General features: G+C 68.6%; 12 protein-coding genes. 4 read left to right on the forward strand and 8 right to left on the reverse strand.

Features of this window, described 5'->3' with window-relative positions; all coding sequences use genetic code 11:
* Positions 1-69: 69 nt before the first annotated feature.
* From GQ56_RS0120040 to GQ56_RS0120055, 4 genes are all read right to left on the reverse strand, one after another.
* Positions 70-972: an ABC transporter permease gene (locus GQ56_RS0120040; RefSeq protein ID WP_031400313.1), complete on the reverse strand. Its 903-nt coding sequence runs from the start codon at positions 970-972 to the stop codon at positions 70-72.
* 13 nt (positions 973-985) lie between these two features.
* Positions 986-1,924: an ABC transporter permease subunit gene (locus GQ56_RS0120045; protein ID WP_031400314.1), complete on the reverse strand. Its 939-nt coding sequence runs from the start codon at positions 1,922-1,924 to the stop codon at positions 986-988.
* An 11-nt stretch (positions 1,925-1,935) separates the two neighbouring features.
* Positions 1,936-3,549 (reverse strand): peptide ABC transporter substrate-binding protein, encoded by a 1,614-nt coding sequence (locus GQ56_RS0120050; protein WP_031400315.1) that lies wholly within the window; start codon positions 3,547-3,549, stop codon positions 1,936-1,938.
* A gap of 178 nt (positions 3,550-3,727) precedes the next feature.
* Positions 3,728-4,309, reverse strand: a complete 582-nt coding sequence (locus GQ56_RS0120055) for a cupin domain-containing protein (protein ID WP_031400316.1) — start codon at positions 4,307-4,309, stop codon at positions 3,728-3,730.
* A gap of 499 nt (positions 4,310-4,808) precedes the next feature.
* On the opposite strand from GQ56_RS0120055, the gene GQ56_RS0120060 reads away from it, so the two are divergent.
* Both GQ56_RS0120060 and GQ56_RS0120065 read left to right on the forward strand, forming a co-directional pair.
* Entirely contained in the window at positions 4,809-6,329 is a 1,521-nt protein-coding gene (locus GQ56_RS0120060; protein WP_031400317.1) for a peptide MFS transporter, read from the forward strand.
* A 120-nt stretch (positions 6,330-6,449) separates the two neighbouring features.
* Positions 6,450-6,656, forward strand: coding sequence for a hypothetical protein (locus GQ56_RS0120065; RefSeq protein WP_031400318.1), 207 nt, complete (start codon positions 6,450-6,452; stop codon positions 6,654-6,656).
* 31 nt (positions 6,657-6,687) lie between these two features.
* Here the strand turns inward: GQ56_RS0120065 and GQ56_RS0120070 are convergent, their stop codons facing one another.
* From GQ56_RS0120070 to GQ56_RS0120080, 3 genes are all read right to left on the reverse strand, one after another.
* Positions 6,688-7,812 (reverse strand): OpgC domain-containing protein, encoded by a 1,125-nt coding sequence (locus GQ56_RS0120070; protein ID WP_031400319.1) that lies wholly within the window; start codon positions 7,810-7,812, stop codon positions 6,688-6,690.
* Positions 7,813-8,222: 410 nt separating this feature from the next.
* Positions 8,223-9,122 (reverse strand): EamA family transporter RarD, encoded by a 900-nt coding sequence (gene rarD, locus GQ56_RS0120075; RefSeq protein WP_031400320.1) that lies wholly within the window; start codon positions 9,120-9,122, stop codon positions 8,223-8,225.
* A gap of 16 nt (positions 9,123-9,138) precedes the next feature.
* Positions 9,139-9,435, reverse strand: coding sequence for an acylphosphatase (locus GQ56_RS0120080; RefSeq protein WP_031400321.1), 297 nt, complete (start codon positions 9,433-9,435; stop codon positions 9,139-9,141).
* A gap of 172 nt (positions 9,436-9,607) precedes the next feature.
* Between GQ56_RS0120080 and hpnA the strand changes: the two genes are divergently transcribed.
* Both hpnA and GQ56_RS0120090 read left to right on the forward strand, forming a co-directional pair.
* Positions 9,608-10,615, forward strand: coding sequence for a hopanoid-associated sugar epimerase (hpnA, locus tag GQ56_RS0120085; RefSeq protein WP_031400322.1), 1,008 nt, complete (start codon positions 9,608-9,610; stop codon positions 10,613-10,615).
* 108 nt (positions 10,616-10,723) lie between these two features.
* The gene (locus GQ56_RS0120090; protein WP_031400323.1) at positions 10,724-12,166 is read left to right on the forward strand and encodes a hypothetical protein; all 1,443 of its coding nucleotides are present in this window, start codon (positions 10,724-10,726) and stop codon (positions 12,164-12,166) included.
* A gap of 106 nt (positions 12,167-12,272) precedes the next feature.
* On the opposite strand, the gene GQ56_RS0120095 is transcribed toward GQ56_RS0120090, so the two are convergent.
* Entirely contained in the window at positions 12,273-13,460 is a 1,188-nt protein-coding gene (locus tag GQ56_RS0120095; RefSeq protein ID WP_031400324.1) for a glycosyltransferase, read from the reverse strand.
* Positions 13,461-13,472: the final 12 nt, after the last annotated feature.

The raw sequence follows: 13,472 nt of genomic DNA on the forward strand, positions 1-13,472 counted from the left end.
AGCGCCTGGGGGAGACGGGGGGGCTGCGCCCCTCCGTGCGAACACGGTGAACGTAGGAGTGGTTTCATCTCAGCGGTCCTTCGGGTCGAGCGCGTCACGCAGGCCATCGCCGACGAAGTTCACGCAGTAGAGCGTCACGCACAGCATGACGGCCGGGGCCAGCAGCAGCCACGGCATCGATTCCAGTTTCTGCGCGCCGTCCTGGATCAGCACGCCCCAGCTCGTCATCGGTTCCTGCACGCCGAGGCCCAGGAACGACAGCACCGATTCGGTCAGCACGATGTTCGGCACCGAGACCGTCGCATACACGACGACCACGCCGAGCAGGTTCGGCACGATGTGGCGCAGCACGATCGACGCCGGCGACACGCCGATCGCGCGCGCCGAATCGACGAATTCGCGATTGCGCAGCGACAGCGTCTGGCCGCGCACGACACGCGCCATGTCGATCCACGAGAACGCGCTGATGGTCAGCACGACCAGCATGAACGAGCGCCCGAACAGGGTCATCATCAGGATCGCGATCAGCAGGTACGGGATCGCGTACATCATGTCGACGACGCGCATCATCACCGAGTCGACGCGGCCGCCCGCGAAGCCCGCGGTCGCGCCCCAGGCAACGCCGAACAGGCCCGACACGAGCGTGCCGAGCACGCCGACCTCGATCGAGACGCGGCCGCCGATCAGCGTGCGCACGAGCAGGTCGCGGCCGAGCTCGTCGGTGCCGAACCAGTGCTGGTTCGCCCAGGCCGGCGGCAGGCTGATGGCGGCCCAGTCGCTCGCGGCGGGGTCGGCCGCGAGCAGCCACGGGCCGACGAAACACGCGAGCGTGATCAGCGCGAGCAGCACGAGGCTGAACACGGCCGCGCGGTTGTGAAGGAAGCGCGCCATCGCAAGCGCGAGCGGCGAGCGCGAACGCGGCGGCGAGTCGGTCTGCACGGGCAGGCCGACGACAGGAGTAGTCGGAGTCATCGCTGTGCCTCGATCAATAACGGATGCGCGGATCGAGCCACGCGTACGCGAGGTCGACCAGCAGGTTGAACAGCACCGCGCAGACGGTCGTCAGCACGACGAGGCCGAGCACCAGCGTGTAGTCGCGGTTGATTGCACCGTTCACGACGAGCTGCCCGAGGCCCGGCAGCGCGAACACCGATTCGGTGACGACGGCCGCCGTGATCGACGTGATGCAGACCGTGCCGAACAGCGACACGACCGGCATCAGCGCGGGCTTCAGCGCGTGGCGCAGCACGATCGTCGAGCCCGGCAGGCCCTTCGCGCGCGCGGTGCGGATGTAGTTGCTCGACAGCGTCTCGATCATCGAGCCGCGCATCACGCGCGCCAGCAGCGACACGTTGATGAGGGTCAGCAGCACGATCGGCAGCAGCCGGTATTGCCAGCCGCCGTCACCCCAGCCGCCCGCGGGCAGCCAGCCGTTGCCGGCCGACGTCTTCAGCAGGATCGCGAAGATCCACACGAGCACCGGGCCGAGCACGAACGGCGGGATGACGTTGCCGAAGTTGCCGATCAGCATCACGAAGCGGTCGATCACGCTGTCGCGGCGCACGGCCGCGACGGTGCCGAGCAGCACGCCGAACACGATCGAGATCGGGATCGACACGCCGCCCACCCCGAGACTCACGGGCAGCGCCTTCTTCACGAGATCGTTCACCGACCAGTCGACGTAGCGGAACGACGGGCCGAGATCGCCATGCAGCAGCGAACCGAGATACAGCAGGTACTGCTTCCACAGCGGCTCGTCGAGGTGATACTTCGCGTTCAGGTTCGCGAGCGTCGCCGCGGACAACTGCTTCTCGGTATCGAACGGGCCGCCGGGCGTGAAATGCAGCAGCAGGTAGCAGACGGTGATGACCGCGAGGATCGTCGGCACCGCCCACAACGTGCGCCTCAATGCATAGGCCAGCATGATCGCTCCGCTCAGTGCTTGATCAGGTACATGTCCTGCGAAGCACGCATGTCGATCACGTTCTTCAGCGAGTAGCCGCCCACATAGGGCTTCACGAGACGGTCGGCCGAGTACTGGAACAGCGGCACCATCGGCGTGTCGTTCATCGCCGCGTCGTGCGCCTGCGTCAGCAGCGCGGCGCGCGCCTTGTCGTCGAGCTTCTGGTTGCCGTCGTCGACGAACGTGTCGACCTGCTTGTTGCAGTAGCCGACCGTGTTCTGCGAGCTGCCGCAGCGGATCAGGTCGAAGAAGGTCATCGCGTCGTTGTAGTCGGCGAACCAGCCGGAGCGCGAGATCTGCAGCTTGCCGTCATGCCGCTCCTTCAGCAGCACCTTGAACTCGACGTTCTCGAGCTTCGTGTTGACGCCGAGCTTCGTGCGCCACTCCGACGCGCTGAACAGCGCGACCTTCTTGTGCAGGTCGTTGGTGTTGTACGTCAGCGTGAACGACAGCGGCTTGGCGTCCGAGTAGCCGGCCTGCTTCAGCAGGTTCTTCGCGACCTCGACGCGCTTGGCCATCGGCCACGACGCCCATTCCGGCGTGAACGGCTGCACGCCCTTCGTGCCGTTCGGCATCAGGCCGTACATCGGCTTCTCGCCGGCCTGCGTGAGCTTCGACGTGAGCACGTCGCGATCGATCACCATCGACAGCGCCTGGCGTACGCGCTTGTCCTTCAGCGCCGCGTCGCTGTTGTTCAGGTCGTAGTAGTAGGTCGCGAGCTGCAGGCCCGGGCGCAGCTCGCCGCCGAACTGCTTGCTGACCTGCTGGAAGACGCCCGACGGGATCGAGTAGCTGTAGTCGATCTGGCCCGCCTGGTACATGCGCATCGCGGTTTCGTCGCTTTCGATCGGCAGGAACGTCACCTTGTTGATCACGACCTTCGACGCGTTCCAGTACTTCGCGTCCTTCGTCACGACGATGCGGTTGTTCGGCTGCCAGTCGACGAGCTGGTACGGGCCGTTGCTGACGAGGTTGCCCGGGCGCGTCCACGCATCGCCGAACTTCGCGACGACGTCCTTGTTGACCGGCACGAGCGGCGCCATCGCGGTCAGCTCGGGGAAGAACGCGACGGGCGCGTCGGTCGTCACCTCGAGCGTGTACGGATCGACGGCGCGCACGCCGAGCGTCGACGGTGCGGCCTTGCCGGCGATGATGTCCTTCGAGTTCTTCACGAACTCGACGAGGATCGTGTATTTCGAGCCCGTCTTCGGATCGACGAGGCGCTGCCACGAGTAGACGAAATCGGCTGCGGTCACCGGCTGGCCGTTGCTCCACTTCGCGTCGTGGCGAAGCTTGAAGATCCACGTCTGCGGCGTCTTGCGCTCCCACGACAGCGCGACACCCGGCACGACCTGCCCTGCTGCGTCGATGCGGGCCAGCCCTTCGAACAGGTCGAGCCCGATCGTGTTGCCGGTCCACGATTCGATGTGCGCGGGGTCGAGCGACTCGACTTCGGCGGGCACCTGGCGCGTCAGGTCCTGTTGCGGAGCGAGCGCGACGTTCGACGGAACGGTAACGGCGTGGGCGGCGGGCGTCGTCAGGGCGAGCGCGGCCAGCACGGCCGACATGGCATGCAAGGATTTCATCGTGGCAGTATTGAGAAAGTTGTTCGGTGAGCGTCGCGCGGCGGATGCCGCGGCTTACGCGTGAGACGCTGACGGGTACAGCGATTGAGGAGGCCCGTGATTCTCGTATGGCATGTTAGTATTCCTTACATTTCTTTCGACAGGTACTCCGTCCGGGAAACGAAGGAATACCTGTGCGTTAGAACAGCCTTGGCGTACCGACCCAGACCACCACCGACTCGACCTTCGCGGTGTTGACCCAGCTGTGCGGGACCGTCGACTGATAGTGCGAACTGTCGCCAGCCTGCAGGACGAACGTCTTGCCTTCCAGCGTCAGCGACACTTCCCCTTCAATTACATACAGGAACTCCTCTCCTGCATGTGTCGTCACCTCCGACCGCTTCTGCCCCGGCGGCATCCTCACGAGGATCGCCTCCAGCTGGCGCCCTTCGGACACGTTCGTCAGCCTCGCGAACAGGTTCGCCGAATCGGCGAACCCGAAGAAGCGCAGCTGATCGCCTCGGCAAACCGAGCGCTCCTCGCTCGGCGTATCCACGAAGTACTGCACCGTCACGCCGAGCGCATGCGCGATACCGGCCAGCGACGTCAATGACGGCGACGCGAGCCCGCGCTCGACTTGAGACAGAAACGGCTTCGAAATCCCCGCGGCGGTAGCGGTGTCGTCGAGCGTGCGCTTGAGTCGTTGGCGCAACGCGCGAATCTTGCTGCCGAGTACGGCGGCAGCGTCTGCCGACCGCGAGTTTTCAGTGGGGGGAACCATAGCAGGCCGAAAAGTGATCGTCAAAAAATGTTTGATGGAAAATAACTAAGTTAGAACGATATAGCTTAGTCTTCGGGTTCGCACACGTCTTCGGTGTCGAGCCCGGTGCTCCAAACGGGACACGAGGCGTGCGAAATGACGCGCTATCTTGCCAGACTCGCCGGCTTCACAGGCAAGCTGCAAGCGGCTCTCCGGGAATCCTCGTAGATCCGGCGGCGAAGTTTACAAATAGATTATGAGACGAATGTTCCTGAAAGCTTCTGCCACATCGGGAGTTTCCCTAGGTGGCGGATACGTGACGCACCGGACCGGCAGCCGCTACCATGCGCGCGCCGGTCGGGGCCCCTCCCCGCCACACCCGGCGGCGACAGACCCCGGCCCGGGCTAACCGCCCGACTGATCCATCGCCCGCGCAAAGCCTACCCGGCCCGTTGCGCACCGGCGCCAGTTCGACCCCAAGACGACGCGTGATCCGTGCCGTCCGTTTCAACCGAGATTGATGATGCATTCACCTGTTTCACAAACCCGATCGTTTACGACGGTCTTCCTCATCGAAATGTGGGAGCGCTTCGGCTACTACGGCATGGCCGCGCTCCTGGTCCTGTTCATGGTCGACCGGCTCGGCTTCACCGACAGCCATGCGAACCTGACCTGGGGTGCGTTCACCGCACTCGTCTATGCGGCGCCGTCGATCGGCGGCTGGATCGGCGACAAGGTGCTCGGCGCCCGCCGCACGATGATCATCGGCGCGTCCGTGCTGTGCACCGGCTACCTGATGCTTTCGGTGCCGAACGACCACCTGACGTACATGTACGCGTCGCTCGGCGTGATCGTCGTCGGCAACGGCCTGTTCAAGGCCAACGCGGCGAACCTCGTGCGCCGCATCTACGAAGGCGACGACGCGCGCATCGACAGCGCGTTCACCATCTATTACATGGCGGTCAACATCGGCTCGACGGTGTCGATGCTCGCGACGCCTTGGATCAAGGACCACTGGGGCTGGCATGCCGCGTTCGCGGTCTGCTGCGGCGGCATGCTGCTCGCGATCCTCAACTTCATGCTGATGCATCGCACGCTCGCGCACGTCGGCTCGCTGCCGGACGACCAGCCGGTGCGCTGGAAGCGCCTCGGTGCAGTTGCGCTGGGCGGCGTCGGGCTCGCGCTGATCACGCTGTACGTGCTGCAGCACAAGCAGCTCGCGGTCGCCAGCGTGTGGACGGCCGCGTTCGCGATCCTCGCGATCTTCGCGTACATGATCGCGAAGTCGGAGCGCTCGGAGCGCGCGGGCCTGATCGCGGCGCTCGTGCTGATCGGCCAGGTGATCCTGTTCTTCATCTTCTACGTGCAGATGTCGACGTCGCTGACGCTGTTCGCGCTGCGCAACGTCGATCCGCGCTTCATGCTGTTCGGCACGACGCTGTTCACGTGGAGCGCCGCGCAGTTCCAGGCGCTGAACCCGATCTGGATCATGCTGCTGAGCCCGGTGCTGGTGTGGGTCTACAACGCCGTCGCGAAGGGCGGCCGTGACCTGCCGGTCGCCGCGAAGTACGCGCTCGGCTTCGGCGCGGTCGCCGCGGGCTACCTGGTGTTCACGATCAGCGGCCGCTACGCGATCGACGGCCGCGTGTCGTCGTGGTTCATGGTGTGGGGCTACGGCCTCTACTCGCTCGGCGAACTGCTGGTGAGCGGCCTCGGCCTCGCGATGATCGCCCGCTACGTGCCGGCGCGCATGAGCGGCTTCATGATGGGTGCGTATTTCGTCGCGACGGGCGTGTCGCAGTATCTGGGCAGCGTCGTCGCGAACTTCGCGCAGATGCCGTCGCACGAATTGCCGGCCACCGAATCGCTGCCGCTGTACCTGTCTCTGTTCGAGAAGCTCGGCTGGCTCGCCGCGATCGGCATGCTGCTCGCGCTGCTGCTGCTGCCGCTGATGAACCGCCTGTCGCGTCAGCACCAGCGCTGTGCAGAAGAGCGCCGCGAGGAATCGCTGCAGGCGCAGGCCGTCGCCGCGGCCCAGTAAGTACTATCCCTCGGCGTGCGGCGTGCACGCCACATTCTCCCGCCGGGCGCGCGAACGCGTCCTACACTGGTTGCAGGAAGCGCAGCCGATCCGTCGAGCTGCCACTGGCGGGAGAAGATCATGAAAAGCAAGACCACGAGGCTCATGAGGATGCTGTCGGACATCCGGCACGCCCAGCGCTGCACCGCGATGCGCGCCGCGCGAGCCGCGGCCGAAGCGGACGCGGTGCTCGCGGAACACGACGATCCGCCGGCCGACGAACCCGACGACGCCGAATCCGGCGACGCAACCGCCGCGCCACGCTCCCGTATCGTCTCACCTCACTGACGCCGCACCTCCCGCCGCACGCGCCGCACGCTCACGCGGGCGCGCCACGCCACCGCGCGATCCACGTTCCCGAACCGGCCACGGCCATCATCAGCCCGAGCGCGCATGCGTCGGCCACGAGGCCCATGCCGAGGTGCCGCGGCTCGGCACCGCTCGCGACCGGATGCAATAGCGCATCGATGACGAGCGAGATCGCCGCGCCCGCGACGAAGCAGATCAGCCCGCGCCGGCCGACCGCGACGACGGGGCGCACGGCCTGCGCGATCCGCGCGATCCAGCCGAACCGCACGCAGTCGGCCATCAGCCAGGCGATGGCCGAGAAGCTCACCACGCGCGGCAGCGCGAGATCGCGCTTGAGGATGCCTTCCGGCATCGGCAGCCCCGAGAACAGCTTGTAGCTCGCGCACCCGATCACGACCGCGCACGCGACGCCCGTCGCCGCGGCGCTCCACCGCCCGAGCGCGATGCGCCGGTAGAACGGCTGGCAGCGCGCGAGCACGCCGGCGACGAACATCAGTTGCCACGCGAACGGGTTGAAGCTCCAGCGGAACGTGTCGCTGTCCAGCAACTCGGGGCCGAGCCAGCCCGCCGCGAGCCACGACGCGCCGCCGAGCGCGACGAGCAGCCACGGCCGGCGGCACGCGAGCGGCACGAGCACCGGCGACGCGAGCGCGAACAGCACGTACATCGGCAGCACCGCCGCGAGATACGGCTGGCGCTGGAACGTCAGCAGTTCGGCGAGCCCCGTGAGCGGCGACGCGAGCATCACGCTGACGTCGTCGAGCGCGAGGTTCGGCGTGTCGATCCCGTAGTGGTCGAGCACGGCCGACACGACGAGCATCAGCGTCGACGTCGCGAGAAACGCGCGGTAGATCTGCATCGCGCGGCGCACGAAACGCCGTTGCGCCGCGCGCGCGCCCTGCCGTTCGGCGATCGCGCCATAGGCGCTGGCGGTCGCAAAGCCGCCGAGAAAGACGAAGACCTCGGCCGCGTCGCACAGCGCGAACGCATGCAGCGTGACGCGCGACAGTACGCTCGCGCCGATGTGATCGACGACGATCATCAGCAGCACGATGCCGCGGAAGAAATCGACTTCGATCAGGCGACCGCCATGCAGCGGCCGGACCGCGGCGGAAGACGGCAGGCTCAGCGACATGGGCGCACCCGCGCAAAGGCGGCGCGACAGGCGCCGGGGCAGGGATCGGAGAGGCGGCGGCGAGCGGGATCAGCCGCGATGCGCGTATGCCCGCATCGCGCCAACCCGGCCGGCCAGGCACGGGGATGACCGTTCATTGGAAAGCCGCATACGAAGTGAAATCGGTCAGGTCAGTCTAATGGCCGGCCGGGGGAGACCCGAAGTAACAAAGTGCAACCGAATCTTCTGTTCGATTACAGCGGCGAGGCCGGGAAAAACGAGGCGGGCAGCCGCGCCAGGTCCGCGTCAGATCCGTGTCGGCGCGATGCCTGTTGGCGGCCGGCGTCGAGGCGTTCGACGCCGCGCGAGCGCCTCGTCGGGCGCGATGCGCGACACGCGCCGCGCGGCCGCCGCGCGGTGCGTGTCGCCGCCTATCCGCGCGCGGGCAGGCGCCGCATCAGCATCGCGCTGTGCCATGCGGTCAGCGCGACGGCGACCCAGATCGGCCCGTACGTCGCGAGCTTCGCGACGCTCAGCGTTTCGCCGAGCAGCAGCAGCGACACCGCGACGAGCAGCACGGGCTCGACGTAGCCGAGAATCCCGAACAGCGCCATCGGCAGCATCCGGCTGGCCTTCAGGTAGCTCGCGAGCGCGAGCGTGCTGAGCGCGCCGAGCCCCGGCAGCAGCGCGGCCCACAGCACCGGATGGCCGGCCACGCGCGTTGCGCTCGTCGCGACCATCGCGAGCGCGATCGGGCACAGCAGCAGGATCTCGACCGCGAACGCGGCGAGCGAATCGGCGTTGATCCGCCGGCGCAGCACGAAATACGGCGGATAGCCGAGCGCGACGACCAGCGTCGGCCACGCGAACGCGCGCGTCGCCCACACCTCGTGCGCGACGCCGAGCGCGGCGCACGCGACCGCCGCCCATTGCAGCGGATCGAGCCGCTCGTGATAGTAGAAACGACCGACGAGCACCATCGTCAACGGCAGCAGGAAATAGCCGAGCGACACTTCGAGCATGCGGCCGTGCAGCGGCGCCCACAGGAACAGCCACAGCTGCACGCCGAGCAGCGCCGCGCTGACCGGCAGCGCGATCAGCAGGCGCCAGTCGCGCACGCCGCGCCGCAGGAGTTCGACGAGCGCCGGCCAGCGGCCGCGCAGCGCGATCAGCGCGAGCGCGCCCGGCGCGGTCCACACGACGCGCCACGCGAAGATGTCGAGCCCCGTGAGCGGTGCGAGCAGTTTGGCGTAAGCCGACATCAGCGCGAACAGCGTCGACGCCATCACCGACAGCATGAGGCCGCGCCCGGCCTCCGGATACCCCGTCATGATTGTTCCGCGCCCCTTACTGCTGCTGGAATCGCTCGAAGCGCTTGTCGGTCTGGCGTTCCTCGAACGTCACCTCGGTCACGCGCGCGGCCGGCGGCCCGTGACGCAGCCACGCGAGCATCCGGTCGATCTGCGCGCCGGGGCCCTGGATCATCGCCTCGACGCTGCCGTCCTCGAGATTCGCGACCCAGCCGCGCAGCTTCAGCGCATGCGCCTCGCGCACCGTCGCATGACGGAAGCCGACGCCCTGCACGACGCCGCGCACCCGCACGTAGTAAGTCTCGATCCGTTCGTCCAGTTCATTACGGCTCATCGCGTCGCCCTCCCGTTGCATTCAAGCCCGGCATTGTAGGCCGCTTCGCCCGGGCCCGGGCCGGTTCCCGCCCGCAACGGGCCGGCGCTGGCGTCGCCGCGCGCGCCGACCACGTACAATCTCGCCGACGTTCAACCGCCGCGCCGTTCGCGCGCGGCCCTGAAGGAAACGCATGACTGATACCTCCCGCGATCTCGTTCTCGTCACCGGTGCGTCCGGTTTCGTCGGCTCGGCCGTCGCGCGCATCGCGCAGCAGAAGGGCTATGCGGTGCGCGTGCTGGTGCGCGCGACCAGCCCGCGCACGAACGTGGCGGATCTCGACGCCGAGATCGTCACCGGCGACATGCGCGACGAGCAGTCGATGCGCGCCGCGCTGCGCGGCGTGCGCTACCTGCTGCACGTGGCCGCCGACTACCGGCTGTGGGCCCCCGATCCCGACGAGATCGAGCGCGCGAACCTCGAGGGCGCGGTCGCGACGATGCGCGCGGCGCGCGCGGAAGGCGTCGAGCGGATCGTCTACACGAGCAGCGTCGCGACGCTGAAGGTGACGAGCGCGGGCGATCCGTCCGACGAAAACCGGCCGCTCACGGCCGAGCAGGCGATCGGCGTGTACAAGCGCAGCAAGGTGCTCGCGGAACGCGCGGTCGAGCGGATGATCGCCGACGAAGGGCTGCCGGCCGTGATCGTCAATCCGTCGACGCCGATCGGCCCGCGCGACGTGAAGCCGACGCCGACCGGCCGCATCATCGTCGAGGCCGCGCTCGGCAAGATTCCCGCGTTCGTCGATACGGGGCTGAACCTCGTGCACGTCGACGACGTCGCGCACGGCCACTTCCTCGCGCTCGAGCGCGGCCGGATCGGCGAGCGCTACATCCTCGGCGGCGAGAACCTGCCGCTGCAGCAGATGCTCGCCGACATCGCGCAGATGACGGGCCGCAAGGCGCCGACGATCGCGCTGCCGCGCTGGCCGCTCTACCCGCTCGCGGTCGGCGCCGAAGCGGTCGCGAAGTTCACGAAGAAGGAGCCGTTCGTCACCGTGGACGGGCTGCGGATGTCGAAAAACAAGATGTATTTCACGTCCGCGAAGGCCGAGCGCGAGCTCGGCTATCGGGCACGCCCGTACCGCGAAGGGCTGCGCGATGCGCTCGACTGGTTCGGCTCGGCGGGCTACCTGAAATAACACAGGACGGCGCGTTTCGCGCCGTCCTGCGCACTTTGTTACACGGCCCGCGCGGACCGGCACCGGCGCAGCGGTTAAAATCGCGGGTCTTACGCAGAGAAGACACGCATGAACCTGAACGATCAGATCGCTTCGCTCACCATGGGCGTCGATCAGCTCCTCCACGATCACCATGCCGCGCAGCAGGCGGCACGCAGCGCGGAAGCGTTCGCGCGCGCCGCGGCAACGGAAGCCCAGGCCGCGGCAGCGCGTCACGCCGCGGCGGAAACCGACGCGCAGGCCGCCGCACAACGCCACACGGCCGCCGCGGCCGACGCCGAGGCCGCACAGCAGCGCCACGCCGAGGCGATCGCCGCGGCCGACGCCGCCGCCCAGCGTCACACGGACGCCGCCACACAGGCCGAAGCCGCCGTGCAGCGCCATGCGGAAGCCACCGCGCTGACCGAAGCGCTCGCGCAGCGTCACGCGGATGCCGAAGCCGCATCGCAACGCCACGCGGCCGCGATCGCCGAAGCCGAGGCCGCCGCGCAGCGTCATGACGCCGCCGCGACCGAAGCCGACGCGGCCGCGCAGCGCCATGCGGCAGCGACCGTCGAAGCCGAAGCCGCCGCGCAACGGCATGCGACGGCAACCGCCGAGGCCGAAACCGCCGCGCGGCGCCACGCGGAAGCGATCGCCGAAACCGAGGCCGCCGCGCAACGCCACACGGCGGCAATCGCCGAGGCCGAAGCGCTCGCGCAGCATCACACGCAGTCGATCGCCGACGCGCAGGCGGCCGCGCAGCGTCACGCCGAAGCGACCGCCGAGGCCGAAGCCGTCACGCAGCGCCATGCCGAAGCGATCGCGCAGGCCGAAGCCGCCGCGCAGCATCACGCCGACGCCGCCGCGCAGGCCGAAGCCGTCACGCAGCGTCATGCCGAAGCGATCGCGCAGGCCGAGGCCGCCGCGCAGCATCACGCGAAGGCGATCGCCGACGCCGAGGCGCTGGTCGAGGCCGTCGTCAAGGAGGCCGCAACGAACGCCGGTGCCACCGCGGCCGTGGCAGCGGACGCCGTCGCACCGGAACCGGCCGACCTGCCGGTGGCGGAACCGGCCGTGAACGCGCCGGCGGCAGCAACCGATGCGCTCGACGCGACGGCCGACGCCGAAACGGCAATCGTCGCGACGGCGCAGGCCGAAACGCCGGCCGAAGCCGAAGCCGAAGTCCAGGCCGCCGCCCCGGCCGACAAATCGACGCTGCAGGTGTCGCGTCCGACGCAGAACGAGCTCACGCTGACCATCAACGGCGAATCGATCACGCTGCACCCCGAGCAACTGGGCCAGCTGATCGAGGAACTCGCGCACGCCCGGGCGTCGATGCAGCCCGAGCCGCCGCCCGGCATCCCGGCCGGCTGGCGCTTCGTCACGACGAAGAACCCGATGATGGCGGTGCAGAAGCAGCCGAACGGCGACCGCCTGCTGGTCGCCCGCCACACGGGCTACGGCTGGGTGCCGTTCACGTTCTCGCCGGATGTCGTGGTCCAGATGTACATGATGCTGACCCAGCGGTAAGCACCGGCGCGCGCCGCCGCCGCAAACGAAACAGCCCGGCCGGTGTGCTCCACCGGCCGGGCTGTTCGTTTTCCGACTGCCGGGAGGCGCGCCTCCCGGGGCGCGCTCAGCGATCCACCGGCGCCTGCACGCGGGCCTTCCACTGGCCGCCCTTGCCGCGCCAGTAGCGCCACGCGGACGCGAACGTCGCGCCGACGTAGAACAGCGCGACGAGCGGCAACGCCGGCGCCCACAGCGGCGAGCGCCGGTAGTAGCGCAGCATCGGCGCATACGCCGCGCACATCGACGCCCAGGCGAGCCATGCCGGCCATGCGCGCGCGCCGTACACGATCGCCGCGGCGGGCGGCACGAGGTAGATGATCGTCATCCCGAGCAGCGTGCCGGCCAGCAGCAGCGGCGAATAATGCAGCTGCGTGAACGCGGTGCGCGCGATCATGTTCCAGATGTCGCGCCAGCTGTCGTACGGGCGCAGCGACACGCTGCGGTCGGCCAGGTCGAGCCGGATCGGATGGCGGCCGCTGCCGCGGTGCTTGATCTGCGCGGCGAGGCTGCAGTCGTCGATCAGCGCGCCGCGGATCGACTCGATGCCGCCCGCTTCCTCGAGCGCCGTGCGCTTCACGAGCATGCAGCCGCCCGCGGCGCCGGCCGTCCGGTTGCGCGGGTTGTTGATCCACGAGAACGGGTACAGCTTCGCGAAGAAGAACACGAACGCCGGGATCAGCGCCTTTTCCCAGAACGAATCGCAGCGCAGCCGCACCATCAGCGACACGAGATCGCGATTCTCGGCCTGAGCGCGCGTGACGAGCTGCGCGACGGCGTCCGGCGGATGGCCGATGTCGGCATCCGTCAGCAGCAGGTAGTCGGCCGGCAGGCCGAGCGCCTGCACCGCGGCGATCCCCTGCGATTGCGCCCAGACCTTGCCCGACCAGCCGGCCGGCAGCGGCTTCGCGGTCAGCACCGTCAGCCGGTCGGCGCGGCCGATCGCGAGCGCGGCCGCACGCGCCGCATCGGCGGTGCCGTCGTCGCTGTGGTCGTCGACAATGATCAGATGAAAATCGCCGGGATAATCCTGCTCGAGCAGCGAGGTCGCCGCGCGAGCAATCACGTCGACCTCGTTGCGCGCCGGTACGACCGCGACGACGGCCGGCCAGCCGGCCTCGGCCGCCGCGCCGCGCGCCGCGGGCGGCAACGGCCGCGCGGGCGCGGCGCGCCAGAAGCCGCCGCGCGCGACGAGCAGCACGATCCAGATGATCAGCGACAGGCCGGATACCAGGAAAGCGATCGCCAGCATCATCGGCGCGCCTCC

It is taken from the genome of Burkholderia paludis, assembly GCF_000732615.1.
Lineage (GTDB): Bacteria > Pseudomonadota > Gammaproteobacteria > Burkholderiales > Burkholderiaceae > Burkholderia > Burkholderia paludis.

What these genes read in the sequence shown, in the direction of transcription:
- GQ56_RS0120040 (WP_031400313.1), bottom strand. Translation starts at nt 972, where the DNA reads ATGACTCCGACTACTCCTGTCGTCGGCCTGCCCGTGCAGACCGACTCG.
- GQ56_RS0120045 (WP_031400314.1), bottom strand. Translation starts at nt 1,924, where the DNA reads ATGCTGGCCTATGCATTGAGGCGCACGTTGTGGGCGGTGCCGACGATC.
- GQ56_RS0120050 (WP_031400315.1), bottom strand. Translation starts at nt 3,549, where the DNA reads ATGAAATCCTTGCATGCCATGTCGGCCGTGCTGGCCGCGCTCGCCCTG.
- GQ56_RS0120055 (WP_031400316.1), bottom strand. Translation starts at nt 4,309, where the DNA reads ATGGTTCCCCCCACTGAAAACTCGCGGTCGGCAGACGCTGCCGCCGTA.
- GQ56_RS0120060 (WP_031400317.1), top strand. Translation starts at nt 4,809, where the DNA reads ATGATGCATTCACCTGTTTCACAAACCCGATCGTTTACGACGGTCTTC.
- GQ56_RS0120065 (WP_031400318.1), top strand. Translation starts at nt 6,450, where the DNA reads ATGAAAAGCAAGACCACGAGGCTCATGAGGATGCTGTCGGACATCCGG.
- GQ56_RS0120070 (WP_031400319.1), bottom strand. Translation starts at nt 7,812, where the DNA reads ATGTCGCTGAGCCTGCCGTCTTCCGCCGCGGTCCGGCCGCTGCATGGC.
- rarD (WP_031400320.1), bottom strand. Translation starts at nt 9,122, where the DNA reads ATGACGGGGTATCCGGAGGCCGGGCGCGGCCTCATGCTGTCGGTGATG.
- GQ56_RS0120080 (WP_031400321.1), bottom strand. Translation starts at nt 9,435, where the DNA reads ATGAGCCGTAATGAACTGGACGAACGGATCGAGACTTACTACGTGCGG.
- hpnA (WP_031400322.1), top strand. Translation starts at nt 9,608, where the DNA reads ATGACTGATACCTCCCGCGATCTCGTTCTCGTCACCGGTGCGTCCGGT.
- GQ56_RS0120090 (WP_031400323.1), top strand. Translation starts at nt 10,724, where the DNA reads ATGAACCTGAACGATCAGATCGCTTCGCTCACCATGGGCGTCGATCAG.
- GQ56_RS0120095 (WP_031400324.1), bottom strand. Translation starts at nt 13,460, where the DNA reads ATGATGCTGGCGATCGCTTTCCTGGTATCCGGCCTGTCGCTGATCATC.